The 22,205-nt window shown below is 39.1% G+C and carries 14 protein-coding genes; all 14 read right to left on the bottom strand.

Going from position 1 to position 22,205, the window contains the following annotated elements; genetic code table 11:
• Positions 1-154: 154 nt before the first annotated feature.
• The 14 genes from ACAN52_RS00500 to ACAN52_RS00565 all read right to left on the bottom strand — a co-directional run bounded on the left by ACAN52_RS00500 (position 155) and on the right by ACAN52_RS00565 (position 22,181).
• Positions 155-9,793 (bottom strand): beta strand repeat-containing protein, encoded by a 9,639-nt coding sequence (locus tag ACAN52_RS00500; protein WP_378950584.1) that lies wholly within the window; start codon positions 9,791-9,793, stop codon positions 155-157.
• A 212-nt stretch (positions 9,794-10,005) separates the two neighbouring features.
• On the bottom strand, positions 10,006-10,353 hold the full coding sequence (locus ACAN52_RS00505) for a hypothetical protein (RefSeq protein ID WP_378950588.1): 348 nt from the start codon (positions 10,351-10,353) through the stop codon (positions 10,006-10,008).
• Positions 10,340-10,732 (bottom strand): flagellar export chaperone FliS, encoded by a 393-nt coding sequence (gene fliS / locus ACAN52_RS00510; protein ID WP_378950591.1) that lies wholly within the window; start codon positions 10,730-10,732, stop codon positions 10,340-10,342. The genes ACAN52_RS00505 and fliS overlap by 14 nt, the downstream gene beginning before the upstream one ends.
• Before the next feature lie 31 nt (positions 10,733-10,763).
• Positions 10,764-12,362, bottom strand: coding sequence for a flagellar filament capping protein FliD (gene fliD / locus ACAN52_RS00515; RefSeq protein ID WP_378950594.1), 1,599 nt, complete (start codon positions 12,360-12,362; stop codon positions 10,764-10,766).
• A gap of 27 nt (positions 12,363-12,389) precedes the next feature.
• Positions 12,390-12,809: a flagellar protein FlaG gene (locus ACAN52_RS00520; protein WP_378950597.1), complete on the bottom strand. Its 420-nt coding sequence runs from the start codon at positions 12,807-12,809 to the stop codon at positions 12,390-12,392.
• Positions 12,810-12,906: 97 nt separating this feature from the next.
• Positions 12,907-14,016: a Gfo/Idh/MocA family protein gene (locus tag ACAN52_RS00525; RefSeq protein WP_378950600.1), complete on the bottom strand. Its 1,110-nt coding sequence runs from the start codon at positions 14,014-14,016 to the stop codon at positions 12,907-12,909.
• 11 nt (positions 14,017-14,027) lie between these two features.
• On the bottom strand, positions 14,028-15,335 hold the full coding sequence (locus tag ACAN52_RS00530; protein ID WP_378950603.1) for a nucleotide sugar dehydrogenase: 1,308 nt from the start codon (positions 15,333-15,335) through the stop codon (positions 14,028-14,030).
• Positions 15,332-15,910, bottom strand: a complete 579-nt coding sequence (locus tag ACAN52_RS00535) for an acyltransferase (RefSeq protein ID WP_378950606.1) — start codon at positions 15,908-15,910, stop codon at positions 15,332-15,334. The genes ACAN52_RS00530 and ACAN52_RS00535 overlap by 4 nt, the downstream gene beginning before the upstream one ends.
• Position 15,911: 1 nt before the next feature.
• Positions 15,912-17,165 carry a DegT/DnrJ/EryC1/StrS family aminotransferase gene (locus tag ACAN52_RS00540; RefSeq protein ID WP_378950608.1) on the bottom strand — a complete coding sequence of 418 codons (1,254 nt, stop codon included), beginning with the start codon at positions 17,163-17,165 and terminating at the stop codon, positions 15,912-15,914.
• Between the two features lie 96 nt (positions 17,166-17,261).
• Complete coding sequence (pseI, locus tag ACAN52_RS00545; protein ID WP_378950611.1) at positions 17,262-18,311, bottom strand: pseudaminic acid synthase; 1,050 nt, start codon at positions 18,309-18,311, stop codon at positions 17,262-17,264.
• A gap of 1 nt (position 18,312) precedes the next feature.
• On the bottom strand, positions 18,313-19,011 hold the full coding sequence (locus tag ACAN52_RS00550) for a PIG-L deacetylase family protein (protein WP_378950613.1): 699 nt from the start codon (positions 19,009-19,011) through the stop codon (positions 18,313-18,315).
• The gene (locus ACAN52_RS00555; protein ID WP_378950615.1) at positions 19,008-19,802 is read right to left on the bottom strand and encodes a class I SAM-dependent methyltransferase; all 795 of its coding nucleotides are present in this window, start codon (positions 19,800-19,802) and stop codon (positions 19,008-19,010) included. The genes ACAN52_RS00550 and ACAN52_RS00555 overlap by 4 nt, the downstream gene beginning before the upstream one ends.
• Before the next feature lie 17 nt (positions 19,803-19,819).
• A complete protein-coding gene (pseG, locus tag ACAN52_RS00560) occupies positions 19,820-21,556 on the bottom strand; it encodes a UDP-2,4-diacetamido-2,4,6-trideoxy-beta-L-altropyranose hydrolase (RefSeq protein ID WP_378950618.1) in 1,737 nt (578 codons plus the stop codon).
• Between the two features lies 1 nt (position 21,557).
• Positions 21,558-22,181, bottom strand: coding sequence for a pseudaminic acid biosynthesis-associated methylase (locus tag ACAN52_RS00565; protein ID WP_378950621.1), 624 nt, complete (start codon positions 22,179-22,181; stop codon positions 21,558-21,560).
• Between the last annotated feature and the right edge of the window lie 24 nt (positions 22,182-22,205).

Here is a 22,205-nt window from a genome sequence, read left to right on the forward strand (position 1 = left end):
TCTACAAAGTTAGACTCATATCCTGCTACCATTTTTTTCATTTTTTACACTAATTTTAAATTTAGAAAGACAGTATTCACTATATAAAAGGTCACAACCGTAACGATTGTGACCTTTTACTATACTATTGAAGATTAGCTACATAGACAAGTCATTAAGCCCATGAACTGCCAGTCCAGAACATAGTATGTGCACTATTCTTATCATTTAGATGCATACCAGTATGGGTGAAATTATTGTATCCCCAAAATTGATCGCCACCCACTAAATTGATACTTCCCAGATTGGCCGACGTACCACTAAAGCTAATTGTCAGATCGCCATTAGTCTGTTGCACCGTATTGAGAGTATAGCTTGCATTTGTACTGCCATCATAGTTAAAGCTTAACTTAGTGAAGTCAGTACCTCCACCGCCATAACCAACTATATTAATCGTGCTTAAATCCAAATGGGATGACACTCCAGACTGATAACCAAAGTTTACATTTACCGCACTCGTACCCCAGTAACCAGTGTTAAAGCTGACAGCATCCACGCCACCAGAGAAGGTTGTGAAATTAACGGATGTAACTCCAGCATTCACTTGTACATAATCAGCACCTGTACTACCAATCACTTTTTCAAAATTGGTAAATCCTGTACCATAACCACTGTTAAAGTTAATGGAAGACGCATTCGCCATAATTAAAGTGTCAATGCCACTGCCACCATTAATACTGCTAAAGTTAGTTGCACCTGTCCAAACAAAGGTATCATTACCAGATCCTAAATCAATACTCGTATAACTACTCGAAGTTTTTAACCAATCAGCTCCAGAACTACCAGTCACACCTTCAAAACTAGTAAAGGTTGTACCATAACCGGTTGTCAAATCAATGGATGTCGCTTTGGAGAATACTAAGGTATCCGTACCGCTACCACCACTGATGCTTGTAAATTTCGTCTCACCATTCCAAGTCATGGTATCATTACCAAGTCCAAGGTCAATACTCGCAAATTGAGTCGTGGCTGTAATATTATCAGCCTGTGAACTACCAGTCAATGCTTCAAAGTTCTTAAATACGGTTCCAGCACCTTTCGTAAAGTCCACTGTCGTTGCTGCTGAGAATACTAAGGTATCAGTACCTGTACCAGCATCTACGAACGTGAAGCCACTTACACCATTCCACGTAAACTGGTCATTACCAAGACCAAGATCGATTTTTCCATACTGGGTATTTGCCGTTACAAAGTCATTGCCTGTGGAACCTGTTAATGCCTCGAAATTACTAAATTTCGTACCATAACCACTGGTCAGGTCTAGCGTTGCACCACTTGCCATCACTAAAGTATCTGTACCGCTACCACCGCTAATGCTCGTAAAGTTCGTAGCACCAGCCCAGGTAAAGATATCATTACCTCCTGACAGATCCACGGTTGTAAAGTTAGTCGTTGCTTTAACAATATCTGCTGTAGAACTACCAATCAACGTCTCGAAATTGCTAAAGACAGTGCCATAACCTGCAACTAAGTCTAAGGTAACACTCTTACCTAAAATCAAGGTGTCTGTGCCACTACCACCGCTAACACTTGTAAACTTCGTCTCACCATTCCACGTTATGGTATCATTACCAAGTCCGAGGTCAATACTACCAAATTGAGTGGTTGCTGTAATCGTATCGGCCCCAGAACTACCAGTCAATGCTTCGAAGTTCTTAAATACGGTACCAGCACCCTTAGTAAAATCTACTGTCGTTGCTACTGAAAATACTAAGGTATCAGTACCAGTGCCAGCATCTACCAAAGTGAAACCACTTACACCATTCCATGTGAAAGTATCATTGCCTATACCAAGATCGATTTTAGCATACTGAGTATTCGCCGTTACAAAGTCATTGCCTGATGAACCTGTTAATGCTTCAAAATTACTAAATTTCGTACCATAACCACTGGTCAGGTCTAGCGTTGCACCAGTTGCCATCACTAAGGTATCTATGCCGCTACCACCGCTAATGCTCGTAAAGTTCGTAGCACCTGCCCAGGTAAAGGCATCATTGCCGCCTGACAGATCCACGGTTGTAAAGTTAGTCGTTACTTTAACAATATCGGCTGTCGAACTACCGATCAACGTCTCGAAATTACTAAAGACAGTGCCATAACCTGCAACTAAGTCTAAGGTAACACTCTTACCTAAAATCAAGGTGTCTGTACCACTACCACCGCTAACACTTGTAAACTTCGTCTCACCATTCCACGTTATGGTATCATTACCAAGTCCGAGGTCAATACTACCAAATTGGGTTGTTGCTGTAATGGTATCGGCCCCAGAACTACCAGTCAATGCTTCGAAGTTCTTAAATACGGTACCAGCACCCTTAGTAAAGTCTACTGTCGTTGCGGCTGAGAATACTAAGGTATCAGTACCTGTACCAGCATCTACTAAAGTGAAACCACTTACACCATTCCATGTGAAAGTATCATTCCCTGCACCAAGATCGATTTTCGCATACTGGGTATTTGCTGTTACAAAGTCATTGCCTGAGGAACCTGTTAATGCCTCAAAATTACTAAATTTCGTACCATAACCACTGGTCAGATCCAGAGTTGTGCCACTTGCCATGACTAAGGTATCCGTACCGCTCCCACCACTAATACTCGTAAAGTTCGTAGCACCTGCCCAGGTAAAGGTATCATTGCCACCACCCAAATCGACTGTTGTGAAGTTAGTCGTCGCTCTAACAATATCTGCCAATGAACTACCAATTAAGGTCTCGAAATTACTAAAGACTGTGCCATAACCTGAAACTAAGTCGAGGGTTGCACTCTTACCTAAAATCAAGGTATCTGTACCACTACCACCATTAACACTTGTAAACTTCGTCTCACCATTCCACGTCATGGTATCATTACCAAGTCCAAGGTCAATACTACCAAATTGGGTCGTAGCTGTAATGGTATCAGCTTGAGAACTGCCCGTTAATGCTTCAAAATTCTTAAATACGGTACCAGCACCCTTAGTGAAGTCTACTGTCGTTGCGGCTGAGAATACTAAGGTATCACTGCCACTGCTAGCATCGACTAAGGTGAAGCCGGTTACACCGTTCCAAGTGAATTGGTCATTACCAAGAGCAAGATCGATTTTTCCATACTGGGTCGTTGCTGTTACAAAGTCATTGCCTGAGGAACCTGTCAATGCTTCAAAATTACTAAATTTCGTACCATAACCACTGGTCAAATCCAGCGTTGCACCAGTTGCCATCACTAAGGTATCTATACCGCTACCACCGCTAATGCTCGTAAAGTTCGTCGCACCCGCCCAGGTAAAGCTATCATTGCCTCCACCCAAATCCACTGTCGTGAAATTGGTCGTTGCTTTAACAATATCGACCAATGAACTACCGATTAGGGTTTCAAAGTTACTAAAGACTGTGCCATAACCAGAAACTAAATCGAGGGTTGTACTCTTACCTAAAATCAAGGTATCTGTACCACTGCCACCACTAACACTTGTAAACTTTGTCTCACCATTCCACGTCATGGTATCATTGCCAAGTCCAAGGTCAATACTCCCGAATTGGGTTGTAGCCGTGATGGTATCAGCCCCAGAACTACCAGTCAGTACTTCAAAGTTCTTGAATGCTGTACCAGTACCTTTCGTAAAGTCCACTGTCGTTGCGGCTGAGAATACTAAGGTATCAGTACCTGTACTAGCATCGACCAAGGCAAAACCGCTTACACCGTTCCAAGTGAACTGGTCATTACCAAGACCAAGATCGATTTTCCCATACTGGGTATTTGCCGTTACAAAGTCATTGCCTGAGGAACCTGTTAATGCCTCAAAATTACTAAATTTCGTACCATAACCACTGGTCAGATCCAGAGTTGTGCCACTTGCCATGACTAAGGTATCCGTACCGCTCCCACCACTAATACTCGTAAAGTTCGTCGCACCAGCCCAAGTAAAGCTATCATTACCACCACCTAAATCTACTGTCGTGAAATTGGTCGCAGCTTTGACATTATCTGCCAACGAACTACCGATCAGGGTTTCAAAGTTACTAAAGATAGTGCCATAACCTGCAACTAAATCGAGAGTTGTACTCTTACCTAAAATCAAGGTATCTGTTCCACTACCACCACTAACACTTGTAAACTTCGTCTCACCATTCCATGTCATGGTATCGTTACCAAGTCCGAGGTCAATACTCGCGAATTGAGTCGTGGCTGTAATGGTATCGGCTTGAGAACTACCAGTCAAGGCTTCGAAATTCTTGAATGCTGTACCAGCATCTTTCGTAAAGTCCACCGTCGTTGCCGCCGAGAATACTAAAGTATCAGTACCTGTACCAGCATCTACCAAAGTGAAACCACTTACACCATTCCACGTGAAAGTATCATTCCCCATACCAAGATCTACTTTAGCATACTGGGTCGTTGCTGTGACATAGTCATTGCCTGAGGAACCTGTTAAGGCTTCAAAATTACTAAATTTCGTACCATAACCACTGGTCAGATCCAGAGTTGTGCCACTTGCCATGACTAAGGTATCGGTACCGCTACCACCGCTAATGCTCGTAAAGTTCGTCGCACCACCCCAGGTAAAGTTATCATTACCGCCACCTAAATCTACTGTCGTGAAATTGGTTGTAGCTTTGACATTATCCGCTAATGAGCTACCGATCAGGGTTTCAAAGTTACTAAAGATAGTGCCATAACCTGCAACTAAGTCGAGGGTTGTACTCTTACCTAAAATCAAGGTATCTGTGCCACTGCCACCACTAACATTTGTAAACTTCGTCTCGCCATTCCACGTCATGGTGTCATTACCAAGTCCAAGGTCAATACTACCGAATTGGGTTGTTGCGGTAATAGCATCAGCTTGAGAACTACCAGTCAATACCTCGAAATTCTTAAATACCGTACCAGCGCCTTTCGTAAAGTCTACCGTTGTTGCGGATGAGAATACTAAGGTATCTGTACCTGAACTTCCATCGACTAAAGTGAAACCACTCACACCATTCCAAGTGAAAGTATCATTCCCTATACCAAGATCGATTTTTCCATACTGGGTATTTGCTGTGACATAGTCATTGCCTGAGGAACCTGTTAATGCCTCGAAATTACTAAATTTTGTACCATAACCACTGGTCAAATCTAGAGTTGTACCATTTGCCATCACTAAGGTATCTGTACCACTACCACCGCTAATGCTCGTAAAGTTCGTCACACCTGCCCAAGTAAAGCTATCATTGCCACCACCCAAATCCACTGTCGTGAAATTAGTTGTAGCTTTGACATTATCCGCTAATGAGCTACCGATCAGGGTTTCAAAGTTGCTAAAGACAGTGCCATAACCAGACACTAAATCGAGGGTTGTACCTTTAGCCAAAACCAGAGTATCCGTACCACTACCGCCACTGATGCTGGTGAATTTCGTTTCACCATTCCATGTCATGGTATCATTGCCAAGTCCAAGGTCAATACTTGCAAATTGAGTGGTCGCTGTAATAGTATCCGCTTGTGAACTGGCAGTCAACGTTTCAAAGTTCTTAAATACGGTACCAGCACTCTTAGTAAAGTCTACCGTCGTTGCTGCTGAGAATACTAAGGTATCACTGCCACTGCTAGCATCGACTAAGGTGAAACCACTCACGCCATTCCACGTGAATTGGTCATTACCAAGACCAAGATCTACTTTAGCATACTGGGTTGTTGCCGTTACAAAGTCATTGCCTGAAGAACCTGTCAATGACTCAAAATTACTAAATTTTGTACCATAGCCACTAGTCAGATCTAGTGTCCCACCACTTGCCATGACTAAGGTATCCGTACCGCTACCACCGCTAATGCTCGTAAAGTTCGTAGCACCTGCCCAGGTAAAGTTATCATTACCACCACCCAAATCCACTGTCGTGAAATTGGTTGTTGCTTTCACATTATCCGTCAATGAACTACCGATTAGAGTTTCAAAATTACTAAAGACTGTACCATAACCTGCAACTAAGTCGAGGGTTGTACTCTTACCTAAAATCAGGGTATCTGTACCACTACCACCGCTAACACTTGTAAACTTCGTCTCGCCATTCCACGTTATGGTGTCATTACCAAGTCCAAGGTCAATACTACCGAATTGGGTTGTTGCTGTAATGGTATCAGCCCCAGAACTACCAGTCAATGCTTCAAAGTTCTTAAATACGATACCAGCACCCTTAGCAAAGTCTACCGTCGTTGCTGCTGAGAATACTAAGGTGTCAGTACCTGTACCAGCATCTACTAAAGTGAAACCACTTACACCATTCCACGTGAAAGTATCATTCCCTATACCAAGATCGATTTTCCCATACTGGGTATTTGCCGTTACAAAATCATTGCCTGAGGAACCTGTTAAGGCCTCAAAATTACTAAATTTCGTACCATAACCACTGGTCAGATCCAGAGTTGTGCCACTTGCCATCACTAAGGTATCTGTACCGCTACCACCGCTAATGCTCGTAAAGTTCGTAGCACCAGCCCAGGTAAAGCTATCATTGCCTCCACCCAAATCGACTGTCGTGAAATTGGTTGTAGCTTTGATATTATCCGCCAATGAACTACCAATTAGGGTTTCAAAATTACTAAAGACTGTACCATAACCTGCAACTAAGTCGAGGGTTGTACTCTTACCTAAAATCAGGGTATCTGTACCACTACCACCACTAACACTTGTAAACTTCGTCTCGCCATTCCACGTCATGGTGTCATTACCAAGTCCAAGGTCAATACTCCCGAATTGGGTTGTTGCTGTAATAGCATCAGCCCCAGAACTACCAGTCAACGTTTCAAAGTTCTTAAATACGGTACCAGCACCCTTAGCAAAGTCTACCGTCGTTGCTGCTGAGAATACTAAGGTGTCAGTACCTGTACCAGCATCTACTAAAGTGAAACCACTTACACCATTCCACGTCAAAGTATCATTCCCTATACCAAGATCGATTTTCCCATACTGGGTATTTGCCGTTACAAAATCATTGCCTGAGGAACCTGTTAAGGCTTCAAAATTGCTAAACTTTGTTCCATAACTACTAGTCAGATCTAGCGTACCACCACTTGCTATCACTAAGGTATCTGTACCGCTACCACCGCTAATGCTCGTAAAGTTCGTAGCACCAGCCCAGGTAAAGCTATCATTACCACCACCCAAATCCACTGTCGTGAAATTAGTTGTAGCTTTGACATTATCCGCTAATGAGCTACCGATCAGGGTTTCAAAGTTACTAAAGATAGTGCCATAACCAGACACTAAATCGAGGGTTGTACTCTTACCTAAAATCAAGGTATCTGTGCCACTGCCACCACTAACACTTGTAAACTTCGTCTCACCATTCCATGTCATGGTATCATTGCCAAGTCCAAGGTCAATACTTGCAAATTGAGTGGTCGCTGTAATCGTATCCGCTTGTGAACTGCCAGTCAACGCTTCAAAGTTCTTAAATACGGTACCAGCACTCTTAGTAAAGTCTACCGTCGTTGCGGCTGAGAATACTAAGGTATCACTGCCACTGCTAGCATCGACTAAGGTGAAACCACTCACGCCATTCCACGTGAATTGGTCATTACCAAGACCAAGATCTACTTTAGCATACTGGGTCGTTGCTGTGACATAGTCATTGCCTGAGGAACCTGTTAAGGCTTCAAAATTACTAAATTTCGTACCATAACCACTGGTCAGATCCAGAGTTGTGCCACTTGCCATCACTAAGGTATCTATGCCGCTACCACCGCTAATGCTCGTAAAGTTCGTAGCACCTGCCCAGGTAAAGGTATCATTGCCGCCTGCCAGATCTACTGTAGTGAAATTAGTTGTTGCCTTAACAATATCTGCAATAGAACTACCGATCAACGTCTCGAAATTACTAAAGACAGTACCATAACCTGAAACTAAGTCGAGGGTTGTACCCTTACCTAAAATCAAGGTATCCGTACCACTACCACCACTAACACTTGTAAACTTCGTCTCACCATTCCATGTCATGGTATCATTGCCAAGTCCAAGGTCAATACTTGCAAATTGAGTGGTCGCTGTAATGGTATCCGCTTGAGAACTGCCAGTCAACGCTTCAAAGTTCTTAAATACGGTACCAGCACCTTTAGTAAAGTCTACTGTCGTGGCCGATGAAAATACTAAAGTATCAGTACCTGTACTAGCATCCACTAAGGTAAAGCCACTGGCACCATTCCACGTGAAAGTATCATTTCCCATACCAAGATCTACTTTAGCATACTGGGTACCTGCGGTTACATAGTCATTGCCTGATGAACCTGTTAAGGCTTCAAAATTGCTAAACTTTGTTCCATAACTACTAGTCAGATCTAGCGTACCACCACTTGCCATCACTAAGGTATCTATACCGCTGCCACCGCTAATACTCGTAAAGTTCGTAGCACCAGACCACGTAAAGGTGTCATTACCTTCTGCCAGATCCACTGTTGTAAAATTAGTCGTTGCTTTAACAATATCTGCTGTAGAACTACCGATCAACGTCTCGAAATTACTAAAGACAGTGCCATAACCAGAAACTAAGTCGAGGGTTGTACTCTTACCTAAAATCAAGGTATCTGTACCACTACCACCATTAACACTTGTAAACTTCGTCTCACCATTCCACGTCATGGTATCATTACCAAGTCCAAGGTCAATACTTGCAAATTGGGTCGTCGCTGTAATGGTATCTGCTTGAGAACTACCAGTCAATGCTTCGAAGTTCTTAAATACGGTTCCAGCACCTTTCGTAAAGTCCACTGTCGTTGCGGCTGAGAATACTAAAGTATCAGTACCTGTACTCGCATCGACTAAAGTGAAGCCACTTACGCCATTCCAGGTAAACTGGTCATTACCAAGACCAAGGTCGATTTTCCCATACTGAGTATTTGCCGTTATATAGTCATTGCCTGAAGAACCTGTTAAGATCTCAAAATTGCTAAATCTTGTACCATAACCACTGGTCAGATCCAGTGTTCCACCATTTGCCATGACTAAAGTATCTATGCCGCTACCACCGCTAATACTCGTAAAGTTCGTCGCACCAGCCCACGTGAAAGTATCATTGCCACCTGCCAGATCTACTGTAGTGAAGTTGGTCGTTGCTTTAACAATATCGGCCAATGAACTACCGATTAACGTTTCGAAATTACTAAAGACAGTGCCATAACCAGAAACTAAGTCGAGGGTTGTACTCTTACCTAAAATCAAGGTATCCGTACCACTACCACCGTTAACACTTGTAAACTTCGTCTCACCATTCCACGTCATGGTATCATTGCCAAGTCCAAGGTCAATACTCCCGAATTGGGTCGTCGCTGTAATGGCATCGGCCCCAGAACTGCCAGTTAGTACCTCGAAGTTCTTAAATGCAGTGCCAGCACCTTTAGTAAAATCTAATGTAGTAGCAGTTGAAAATACTAAAGTATCAGTACCACTACCACCATCTACTAGGGTAAATCCACTCGCACCATTCCATGTAAAAGTATCATTCCCCGTACCAAGATCCACTTTAGCATACTGGGTACTTGCCGTAATGTAGTCATTACCTGTCGACCCATTCAGCACTTCAAAATTAGTAAATCTTGTACCATAACCACTCACAAAATCAACTGAAGCTGTCGTTGTCAGATTTAAAGTATCTGTTCCTAACCCACCGTCAACCAAACTATAACTCGTTGAACCATCCCAACTTACAGTATCATTGCCTCCTTGCATATCCACTGTAACATTACTAGCGCTGGAAGTACTTAAACTTATTGAATCAGCGTTCGTAGTACCATTGAGTGTTGCCATTTGTCATCCCTCCCTAGATTAACAATTTTCCTCATAGACATATTAATTTTGCTATTATGAGCCATATTCTTAATATAAAAGCAAAAATAAGCCTTATATTTACACTATACTACAATTATATCGAAATATCGGTAAATAAACTTAACACTTATTTGGTAGGATCTTCATAAAAAAACTCCAACTCTCATTAAGAAAGTTGAAGTCTTTTAAAATTATCTTTTCCATGTCATACTACTGACAATTTCTCCAGTTTCGCCACCATAAGCTCCCGCCACTTGATGTTGGCGTTTGCCAGCATTGATTTGAAATTGTAACGTATGGTGCAATAATTGACTATCTTGCCCTATTTCAACAAGCAGTTCCTGCCCTTGGGCGGAAGTTTTAAATCCATCATCATCTATTTCATTAATCATAACCTGCAGACGCTCACGCTGATCCATTAAATTATAGAATAGGTCCATATCTTTCTTGTCCAAAAACTTCAGCATTTCTTTGGTCAAAAAATGATAGTCTAACCACAGTTCTTTTGCTGTTTTTTTTAACATGTTACTTACCAGCAACTCGCCCCATGCGAGTTTGTTTCATTGCTGCTACCCAGGCTTCTCTAAGCTCAAAAAGAATCGTCTTTGCCTGCAAGAGCTGCTCTTTGTCTTTTTTGATATTACCTTGGATTAAACAATAGATAACATAGTCATATAATGGCATCCAAGTTTTTGATATTTCATAACTGGTGTCTAAAGTAGCCATAAATTCTCTCACGATATCTTGTGCGCGAAGATTGGAATTATGGGCTTGTTGCATGTTCCCTTGCTCCATCGCTGCTACGCTTTCAGTGATGAAACGAATGGCTCCATTATAGAGTAGTAACGTTAACTCTTCTGGTGAAGACGTCATGATTTGTTGATTTTTGTACGTATTGGCCATATTTGTATATACCATAATATATCCTCCAAACAAACTCAGTGAACAATTATCCTAATTGTTGAGACAACCAACTACTCTGCTTACTCAACTTGGAAAAAGCTGTTTCCATAGCATTAAATTTCGCATAATATGCTGACTCCATATCATCATCACGCACTTTTGCTGCCGCAATTCTTTTCGTATATTCTGCCATTTGCTTGGCAATATCACTTTTGGTATCTGTCGTAGCGGTTGCCGTTGTGCCCGATTTGGTGCTCAAAATATCCATGGTCGCTTGTAACGTATCATATAGTCGTGCTGCTATCCCTTGCGTTTGCGTATTGGCTTTTGTTTTTCCGTCCACTGTCGTCGTTGTTCCGACAGTAGCAAATACCTTAGTTAAAACTGTAGGATCATTGGTGATGGCTGTTCTCAGCTTTGTTTCATCGAGATACAGTTTTCCTTTTTCCGTATAGGCACCTGTTGAAAAGCCAATGGATGCTGTACTCGTATACTGACCTGTGATGCCTGTAACTGGATTGGCAAAAGCATTACGCATACTAGTGACTAAGCTATTTAAAGTAGTGTCGTGATATAACATACCGCTTTTGGCTTTAACGTTCCACGCCGTAATGTCATCGTCACTCATGGAACTCTTCTGATCATCCGTCAAGGGTAAGTAGGAACTATAACGCGCCTCATCTAGTTTCGCATTAAGAGATGCTAGGATCGTATTATAAGATTCCACCAAAGATTTAATATTTGCTACCGTTTTATCAATATCACTGGTAACAGCAATCGTTGTCGCTTGTTGCCCTAATATGGTCTTGGTTGAGTCATTGGGGTCCTGAATATTTGTATACGGTGTAGTACTTGTCAGATTATATACCACACTGGCAATCGTAAATTTATTACTTGATTGAGTCAAAGCCTGTCCATCTAAAGTAAACTGGGCATCCTTCCCATTTCCACTAGTATGGGTATAAGTAGTAACAGGGGGAACTGCACTATCCGTACTACTTGTCATTGTCATACCAAGCTTTAATTTAGCGATAAAGTCATTAGCGTTGGAATTACCAGAAAGGCTAATCCCAGCAGTAGACCCTGAATTCGTGGTAGACAAGAAAAAGCGATCTAAAGTCGTATCATAACTAGCCTGAACATTCGTCCCTGAACTATTGATTTTGCTCACAAGATCATTTAATGTCATAGTACTCGGATCAACGGTGATCGTTTTCGTTGCAGTACCATTTTTAACAGTAATATCAAAAGCAGTCGCCGCTACACCAAGTTGAGTCGCAATCGTCCCCGTTGCTCCAGTCGTAATCGTACTACTACTAGTTAACTTAACACCATCTGCTAACTGAGAAACGACTAAGGAATGAGATATATTACCAGCATCAGCTAAAGCCGTAGCCGTAGCAACAGATGTATTACTCGATGACACCGCTTTCGGATTTAAAGTAGCTCCTAATTTATAGTTGAAGACAGAATTACGAAAATTACTAATGTCTGTATATATGGAATTATATGCTGTTTTTTTCCACTCTAAGACGGTTTTTTTTTGGGTTAGTCCTGCACTGGAAGCCCGTTGAGCCGTCATTAAACTTTTAACAATTGCATCAACATCCATCCCTGAGCCGGATAAACCGTAAATTCTAGACATACTAACAACCTCCCTCAAAAATCCAGTTTATATTTTTTTATCTAATAAAAGTCCTACATACTCTCGAATATTCGCTATGGTATCTAAAAATTCATGGGATGGAAATTCTTTTAAGACTTGTCCACTTTTTGAATCAACAAATCGTACCATAAGTTCTTGGGTTTTTTCATGAAGAGTAACCTGCATGCCCGCATTAGAAACTTGTAAAAAATGATTCATTGCTTCAGTCATCTGTTTTACATCGTCTACATTTACAGGTTTTTTTTCTGTTTTATTCTCATTCGAAGGAGTTTCTGATTTTACTGCCGATCCATTTTTATTTGTTGTACTCACAACTTGAAATTCAGAACTACTTTTCATGGCAGGAACAGAAACTAAGGTTGGCGCTGGAGTGGAAATTGGCGTAGAAACAGGGTTTATTTTACCTTTCAATGCACTTATATCCATTACTTAAACACCTCTACATTTTCTCTATATTATACTTATCGTACGGAATACAAATAATCTTTAGAAATTATTAAGAAAACATTAAGAAAATAGGTAATTAGGTTGGTAATTTAAAATCTAAGGCATTAATGCATTTTTTGCTAACATTAATTCTTTGCCGTGAATAACTAGCCTGGTACGCATGTAAAATAATCGACATTGCTTTTTTTCCCTCTAAACCATTTACAAGAGGTTCTTGGTTAGTCTTGATACTCTTAATCAAATTGCCATACAATGTCGTATGACCCCATCCATAGATATGATCAATCTCTCGATTACACTCCTGTTGAATTTCCTCTAAGGTATCCTTCTTGTCAGCGAACTGCCAAACCAGAATCTTATCTAAGGCTCGCCCCCCAATCACAACAGTACCTTTTTCTCCTAAAATAGTTAAGGTTTCTTCTAAGTTCTGCGGATAGACGCAAACTGTCCCTTCTACATTTCCAATCGCACCACTATGAAACAGAATCTGGATACTCCCATAATCCTCTGCTTCGATATAAGGATGTATATAGTTCGCAATCATAGCTTGAATCTCAGCCATATCACCACCTAGCATCCATTGTAATAAATCAATATTATGAATACATTGATTCATCAAACAACCACCATCCTGGGTATATGTACCACGCCATGGAGCCTGTGCATAATAATCTTCATTTCGATTCCATAAAATTCGAGCATTCCCCGCAAAAATTTTACCGAATCGCCCTTCTTCTACAGCCTGTCTTAATTTTTGTACAGGCAGATTAAAACGATTCTGATGAGCTACACATAACTTAACCCCATGATCTCTGGCACATTCGATCATAGCATCTGCATCTTGCGTTGACAAAGCCATAGGTTTTTCTACTAATACATGTTTTTTTAACGACAAACAAGCTAATGAAATTTCAGCGTGATTACCTGATTTTGTACAGATTGTAACAATATCCACCTGTTCATCTTTTAACATTTTATTATAATCGCTATACATTCTAGGCATATGAACTTCGAAGGAAGCCTTTTGCATTTTCTGAATATAGTCCCGTGCTTTTTCTTCGGCATTTTCAATCACGACATCACAAGTCGCCACCAACTCTACTTCTGAGCAATTATGAACCAAGGCATCTATATGTTTATAAGAAATGCGTCCACAGCCAATCAGCGCAACCTTTAATTTCTCCACATTCTCACATCCTACAACTTTTCAATATTATCGCGATTAACTATATTCTTAAAGGCATTTTTAGTATCAAAAATCATACGAGCGTGTTTTTGAATAAACTCATAATCATATTCTGTATGCATGGTCGTCACAATCACCAAATCTGCATCTTGCAGAACCTCCGCTGTCAAAGCAATGGAACGATATTCTTTATTATTTAAGGTAAAATCACCAACAAAAGGATCATGATAAGATACACTTGCCCCATTTGCTTCCAAATGACTAATGACATGTAAAGCTGGGGATTGTCTAACATCATCAATATCCTGTTTATAGGCAACACCTAAAATGAGAATGTTAGAATTTTTTAGTGCTTTACCAAATCGATTGAGAATCTTCATACTGCGTTCTAACACAAATTCAGGCATATAATTATTAATTTCACCAGCTGTTTCAATCAAGCGAGTATGATAACCATATTCTCTAGCTTTCCATGTCAGATAAAAGGGATCAATAGGAATGCAGTGCCCTCCCACACCAGGACCGGGATAAAAAGGCATAAAACCATAAGGTTTCGACTTGGCAGCTTCAATCACTTCCCATACATCAATCCCCATCTTATGACAAAGAATCGCCATCTCATTAGCAAGTCCAATATTAATATTACGAAAGGTATTTTCTAAAATTTTCTCCATTTCAGCAACAGCTGGGCTGGAGACTCGCTCTACTTTTCCTTCCAAAATATTTTCATATAAAGTAGCAGCAACCTCTGTACAATCACTAGTCACACCACCAACAACTTTAGGTGTATTTTTAGTATTATAAAGTTGATTACCTGGATCAACTCGCTCTGGCGAGAAAGCCAAATAAATATCTTGCCCTACTTTTAGGCCTGTCTTTTCTAAAATAGGTTTTACAATTTCTTCTGTCGTCCCAGGATAAGTCGTACTTTCTAAAACAATTAGCATACCAGGATGTAGATAGGAAGCGATATCTTCGGTTGATTGTATCACATAAGAAACATCAGGTTGCTGATAGATATCGAGAGGAGTAGGAACACAAATTGCTACACAATCTACATCTTGAATAAAAGAAAAATCTTTAGTCGCTGTTAGCCTTCCACTAGCAACAACACATGTGAGTTCTTCAGGAACAATATCCCCAATATAATTTTGACCTGCATTCACCATATCGACTTTTTGCTCTTGCACATCAAAGCCAATGGTTTTATAAGCCATTTTAGCTTTTTCTACTGCAAGCGGTAAACCAACATAACCCAAACCAATGACACCTAACACAGCGGTTTTATCTTGAATTTTTTTTATTAATAGATCTTTCATTCTCCCACTTCTTTCACAATATCATCAGTCTTTATGTATTGACTACCACATGTTAAACACGTCGTATGACTATCTGTAAAATAAATTTTCTCACCGCATTGACACATCCAACCCACTCTTTTTGCCGGATTCCCCACGACCAAAGCATAGTCAGGCACATCTTTCGTAACGACTGTCCCAGCACCAATGAAGGCATACCTGCCAATAGTATGTCCGCAAACAATGGTTGCATTAGCACCAATGGACGCCCCTTGTTTCACCAACGTTTCTTTGTACTCATTTTTACGACTTACATGACTGCGTGGGTTGATCACATTGGTAAAAACACAAGAAGGGCCTAAAAAAACATCATTTTCACAAATCACACCTGTATAAACAGAAACATTATTTTGGATTTTCACATTATTACCCAATGTTACATTTGATGAAATAACGACATTTTGCCCAATATTGCAATTATAACCAATTTTACAATGGGGCATAATATGAGTAAAATGCCATATCTTTGTTCCTTTACCAATTTGGCAAGGTTTATCGACATAGCTGGATTGATGTACAAAATATTCTTTTTCCATCTTATTTTCCTCTTCTAGTATAAAATTCTTTAATTGAGTTTATTATATAATCCTGTTGCTGTACTGTCATCTCGGGAAAAAGTGGTAATGCCATTGTGCGTTGACTGAGCCATTCACTGTGAGGCAAATCACCTAAAGAATAACCTAGTTTATGCTTACCCATTTGATAAACTTTTTGTAAATGCAGTGGAACAGGATAATAGGTCCCTGTAGCAATACCTTTTTGATTTAAATAATGAGATAGTTCTTCTCGTTCTTCACACTTAACGATATATAAATGATACACTGATTCGACATGGCTAAGTGTTTCTTGGGGTATCAAAAAACCTGTTTCTAATAACCCTTCCTTTTCGAATCCTGCAGTATATCTCATACTTAATCTTTTTCGTGCCTGATTCCATTGGTTTAAATATTTTATTTTAATTTGTAAAATAGCTGCTTGCATAGCATCTAATCGACTATTCATGCCAATCAGGAAATTATAATATTTCGTTGGATCATAAATCGTAGAATTTGCTGATTCTGTATTTCCAATGCCAAAATCCACGATTTCACCAGTCAGTTGTTCATAGGCTTGCTTACCATTCATACCGCTACCATGTACCCGCAAAGCTTTTATAACTTGGGCAAGTTTATCATCATTCGTCGTCATCATGCCACCATCGCCATAGGCACCAAGGTTCTTAGTTGGATAAAAGGAAAAAGCGGCAGCATCCCCCATACTCCCTACTTTTTTCACCCTTCCGTCTGAAAAAGTATAGGTGGCACCAATTGCCTGACATGCATCTTCAATTACAAATAGATTATATCTTTTCGCAATTTCTACAATAGGTTCCATATCCGCTGGTTGACCAAAAATATGTACAGGCAAAATAGCCTTAGTTTTACTCGTAATGGCTTTTTCAATTTTAGTAGGATCGATATTCATCGTATTCGGATCAACATCGATAAAAACCGGAATTGCTCCTACTCTAGAAATACATTCAGCCGTCGCAAAAAAAGTAAAAGGTGACGTAATCACTTCGTCACCTGCTCCAATGTCCATTGCTTCCAAAATGAGAATTAATGCATCGGTACCACTGTTGCATGAGATAGCGTATTTGACTTCCAAATACGAAGAAAATGAATCTTCTAATCCATTTACTTCTAATCCCATAATAAAAGATCCTTGGTCTAGAAGATCTGCTGTTTTGTTTAAAATATCCACTTTCAAATTTTGTACTTGTTGTTGTAAATCCACTAAAGGTATCCTCATAAAAATCACATCCTATATTTGCGAATGAATACATTTTTATCACATATAGAAGAAATGCTATCAATATCAGTGTAAACTTCGCATTTAATAACTATTTTATAACATCATTTCCCACTGTAGCGACATACCTTTTTTTACATCAACCTTCACTTTTTTACCCAAAATTAAATCATAATACTTAGGACTTAATCCAAACCCTGGACGTATTATTCTGATATTTTCTTTACTTAAAATATCTCCAGCTTTAATATCTTCAGCAACATATATAGACCTTCTAAACTGCATTGATGCCTTTTCCGCTACCGAAGATTCATAACACACTTTCCCTAGCCCTTGCCAGGCCCTTGCAGTTTCTTCCACCAATACTTTCATCTCATCTGGTTCTAACGAGAAAGCTGAATCAACACCACCATCGGCTCGATTTAGGGTGAAGTGCTTTTCAATAACAGTAGCTCCTAGTGCCACACTAGCCACTGCAACTCCAATACCCAAGGTATGATCTGACAGACCAACTTCACAATTAAACAACTCTCGCATATGAGGAATAGTTGTAATATTCGAATCTTCTGGATTAGCAGGATAACTACTTGTACACTTTAATAGGACAATATCATTACAACCTGCTTGTCGAGTTGTACGAATAGCTTCATCTATTTCAGCAACTGAAGCCATACCAGTAGAAATAATCATGGGCTTACCAGTCTTAGCTACTTTGCGTATTAAAGGTAAATCGATATTTTCAAAGGAAGCAATCTTATAGAAGGGTACATCTAAAGATTCAAGAAAATCAACTGCTGTTTCATCAAAGGGTGTACTGAATCCAATCATACCTAGTTCCTTGCAACGATTTAAAATAGGTTTATGCCATTCCCAAGGTGTGTAGGCTTGTTGATAAAGTTTATATAATGATGTTCCTTTCCACAAACTATTAGAATCAGAAATATGAAATTCCCCTTCGTCTATGTCAAGCGTTATAGTATCAGCAGTATATGTTTGGATCTTTAATGCATTGACACCTGCATCAGCTGCCGCCTCTACTATGGCTAATGCACATTCAAGTGACTGATTATGATTACCTGACATTTCGGCTATAATAAAAGGTTTATTCTTTCTTGAAAAGATATCTTGAATACGTATTTTATTCATATTAACCTCCGCATATATGTCTACCTAAACTAAATGCTTCTGCAGCTTCCACACCAATCGTAGCACCACGCCATTTTGCAAGATATTCAACAGCGTTAATCGATCGAGGGTGAGGCCACTCTCTCATTTCTGATTGATATGCTTGCAATGCTTTTCTTTTCAATTGGACCGTATCTGAAACATCTACAAACCAATTAGGATTAAAGCTTGAATTTAAACTAGGAACTTGCCATTCTGTACTAGAAGCTACTTCAAAAAATAAAATAGTTTTAAACTTCACACCAGGTAATGGTCGACATGCTGTTATAACTGCACGATTAACAATCTGATGATCAACATTCACATCACCATGATGATGCGTATAAACTATATCAGGATTAAATTTTTCTATGAAAAATTCTATAGTTTTTACTACATCTAATAAATCTAATGAGTCCATACGATTATCAGGAAATGTACCAAATGTAACTGTAGATACACCTAATATGTCATTTGCACGCTTGGCGCTTTGCTGCAATTCTAAAAATAATTTACTATGTTGTTCACGATTGCGAATATTATCACGACTTGTTATACCTTCACCAAGAATAACTACATCTACTTTATCACCAGCTTGCACGTGTTTTGCCATAGTAGCCCCACAACCAAGCACTTCATCGTCCGGATGGGCAGCAATAACAAGAATTTTTTTTGCTCTCATAATATTTTTTTAGCAACATAAGCTATCACATGCTTGCTGACATTAAAACTTGCATTTTCTGCAAAAGTCGCTTCAAGTCTTTTCGAAAATTTTTCTTCCACCTGTTCATCATAAAAAGTAGATGCCTTCCAATAGCTCAATACTGCATCAACGCTTGGGTATCGTATTTCATTTTCAAATTTATATTCCTGAAAAGTTAACCCTAACTCAGTTAATAGTGGTGAGACCTCGCTTGCCATAAAATCACCAGAACTATATTTTACAAAATCAGGAATTTTGGTATATTTTTCTAATATTCTAAATAGCTGATGGTTATTTTCTCCATAAGGACCAACAATTAGAATAGTCCCCTCCTGATTTAAGTGTTGATAACACTCTTTTAAAGTATCAACAACACTTCTAGAATAATATAAACCATAGTGACATGATATCAAATCGAATTTCCTCTGGATAAGACCTGAATCAAAAAACATTTTTTCCATAGGAGTACAAATAAATTCTACGTTCTTCTCCTTCAAATCACCTGTAATTCTTTTCCGTGCAACCATTAACGACTCTGCCGAAATATCAACACCCACTATTTCTTCAGTATTAGGTCTCTCTATATAATGCATAATTTGGTTACCAGTTCCGCAACAAATATCTAATACAGATTTAAAATTAATATTATTTAAAATATCTCCAATAAATCCATTAAAATCATTCAATGCATACTTATTATTAATGCCTGAACGGCTCTCTAGATTTGCTGATGAAATTGCTCTTTCCATCAAAATTTTATCATCATTCATTCTTTTCCCCTCCACTATTATTCAGTTTTCCTGTATACCTTAATAAAATATTCGCAGCCATGAATCTTAATAAAGGCTGGATATTTCTCATTATCTACTACACGTAAAAGGTTAAATTGCTCACGAATTGTTTTATCTATATCTAACTGACTATCCTTAGATATTCTTCTAGGATAATAAGTAGCCATTCCTTCTTGTCTAACAGCATCTTTGATAATACCAGGATATCGACTTATAAATTCCATACACATCTGAATGGTGTATTTTGCTTGACATTCATGAAGTTCGCTTAATAATTCTGTCCCTTTAAACTTCATTGTTGTTTGCAGGTATATTTTCCCACTGTCTACCGCTTCCGCAGCTTCAAATAAGGATATCGGAATTTGCGTTTTCCCCTCTAATATTTGCCATGTTAATGGCGACCAGCCACGCCCCTGAGGGAGCGCACTCTCGTGAACAACCAAATTATGATGACTCTTTCCAAGTATTTCTTTTGGTATAATCTGTGAACAACTTAAATAAAAAACCATATCGCTACTTTCTACTTCACGTACATCATGCACCCATTTAACAAGATGATTTGCATTGCTAAGATCTTGGGTCATTGCAGAAATATAAGTATTGATCCAAGAATTTTGATCAGAAACTATCATAATTTTATATTTCATATCCATTAAATACTTCACAACCTTATCGATTCCTTTTCCATCTACAAAATCTATACCACGCTGTGATATAAGCTTCAACCTCTGTGGCTCCGACATTATTTTCTCGAGTTGAATAGCTATAGTATCTATATTTATAGTATCTGCAACACCTAAATCAATTAATAAACCTAACTGTTGAGCATCTTCTGTTAAACGCTCTTGATTATCTGCAATTCGTACTACTAATGATGGCAGACCAAGACATAATCTTTCCCAAGTCGTACTGCCACCAGCACCAATTGCTAAATCAGCCTTAGCCATTAATTCTGCCATATTATTGATTTGACAGTAAAAAGTAGTATTAGGAATGTGATTACATAATTTTTGGATTTGCGTTCTATGTGGATTAATCTTACCTACAATGACATCAACATAGAGATCATTACGATGTAGTAATCCTATGGCCTGCAATGCTTTAGACGTTTCATTAGTTGGATCACTACCACCAAAGAACACTATGATACGCCTAACTATCCCATCACGTACTTTTACCGTTTTTCTAGCTTCATAAAATTCTTGCCGCAATAATGCATACTGAGGGCCTAATAAGGTTTGGCAATATGCAGTTAGTAATCCATTATAGCGGGTTTGCATATCCCTATATAAATTTTGATCTAATAATAAATCACAGTCATGGTAACGATTGGCTAAATCATCAAGTACCATTATTTTTTCTGTATGTTTTCGCACCCTCTGCTCCCAGAGTATATCTAAACTATAATGATCAACGATAAGCCAATGTATCTTTGTTGTTACATTTATTTCTTGTAAAACTTGATCGGCTTGCTCAGCATCAGTTTGCCATCTTTCGCCCGCCCATAACGTTCGTTCGTCTATAGCATCATTTCCTAGTTGTATCTTATAGGGTAAGCGATATACCTTATAACCTTTACCTGCAATAAAATCACACATATGACCAGGTAATTCGCGACAAATAAATAGTATCATTATTCCTTGCTCATGTAAGGCATCGGCTAATGTCAAACATCGCATGACATGTCCTGATCCCATGGTTAGGGAAGCGTCTACACGAAAAACGACTTGCATATTATATTTTCTTTTCAATTAAAAACCAAGTTAAATCATCTTGAGGAAAAGTAGGATCACCATGATAAGCGAATCCATAATCAACTAATTTCAAATTAGAAAATCTTTGTATAAATTCACCAGCAAAATCACGCTTAAATAACTTCCCATTATGCCCACGATAACTAACTTCCACTGGAGATGGATTATAATATTCAGCAATCATTATATATCTCCGACTAGATTGATACAGCAAATCATAAACTTGTGGCAAACAATCAGGATTTATATGAATTAGCACTCCTTTGGTAAAAGCTAAGTCATATTGATTCTCTGGAATGAAATCTAGAATTGATTGAGGATAAATTTTAGTCAAATTCATTTTTTCAAGTTCCATAACCGCAGTAGGATTTATTTCAATTGCATGTAATTCACCATTAGGTACTAAACTCTTTAAAGCAAACAGATTTAAACCTATGTTGGCTCCAAATTCGATAATGGACTGTACTGATGATGTTTTGGAAAGTATTTTGCTAAACAACGCCAAATTACTGGCGATAAGACGTTCACCGTTATTTCGCTTAATATATTGATTTCCAAATTCACCAGCCCAAAACTGTTCTTGCTCCGTTTTGAATCGATTCATAAACCTGCTCCTCTCTCTTCTGAT

The sequence above is a fragment of the Pelosinus sp. sgz500959 genome (genome assembly GCF_042610375.1).
Taxonomy (GTDB): Bacteria; Bacillota; Negativicutes; order DSM-13327; family DSM-13327; genus CTSoil-075.

Excerpts from the sequence above, each read along its gene's own strand:
- ACAN52_RS00500 (WP_378950584.1), bottom strand. The coding sequence starts at position 9,793 with ATGGCAACACTCAATGGTACTACGAACGCTGATTCAATAAGTTTAAGT.
- fliS (WP_378950591.1), bottom strand. The coding sequence starts at position 10,732 with ATGGTATATACAAATATGGCCAATACGTACAAAAATCAACAAATCATG.
- fliD (WP_378950594.1), bottom strand. The coding sequence starts at position 12,362 with ATGTCTAGAATTTACGGTTTATCCGGCTCAGGGATGGATGTTGATGCA.
- ACAN52_RS00520 (WP_378950597.1), bottom strand. The coding sequence starts at position 12,809 with ATGGATATAAGTGCATTGAAAGGTAAAATAAACCCTGTTTCTACGCCA.
- ACAN52_RS00530 (WP_378950603.1), bottom strand. The coding sequence starts at position 15,335 with ATGAAAGATCTATTAATAAAAAAAATTCAAGATAAAACCGCTGTGTTA.
- ACAN52_RS00535 (WP_378950606.1), bottom strand. The coding sequence starts at position 15,910 with ATGGAAAAAGAATATTTTGTACATCAATCCAGCTATGTCGATAAACCT.
- ACAN52_RS00540 (WP_378950608.1), bottom strand. The coding sequence starts at position 17,165 with ATGAGGATACCTTTAGTGGATTTACAACAACAAGTACAAAATTTGAAA.
- pseI (WP_378950611.1), bottom strand. The coding sequence starts at position 18,311 with ATGAATAAAATACGTATTCAAGATATCTTTTCAAGAAAGAATAAACCT.
- ACAN52_RS00550 (WP_378950613.1), bottom strand. The coding sequence starts at position 19,011 with ATGAGAGCAAAAAAAATTCTTGTTATTGCTGCCCATCCGGACGATGAA.
- ACAN52_RS00555 (WP_378950615.1), bottom strand. The coding sequence starts at position 19,802 with ATGAATGATGATAAAATTTTGATGGAAAGAGCAATTTCATCAGCAAAT.
- pseG (WP_378950618.1), bottom strand. The coding sequence starts at position 21,556 with ATGCAAGTCGTTTTTCGTGTAGACGCTTCCCTAACCATGGGATCAGGA.
- ACAN52_RS00565 (WP_378950621.1), bottom strand. The coding sequence starts at position 22,181 with ATGAATCGATTCAAAACGGAGCAAGAACAGTTTTGGGCTGGTGAATTT.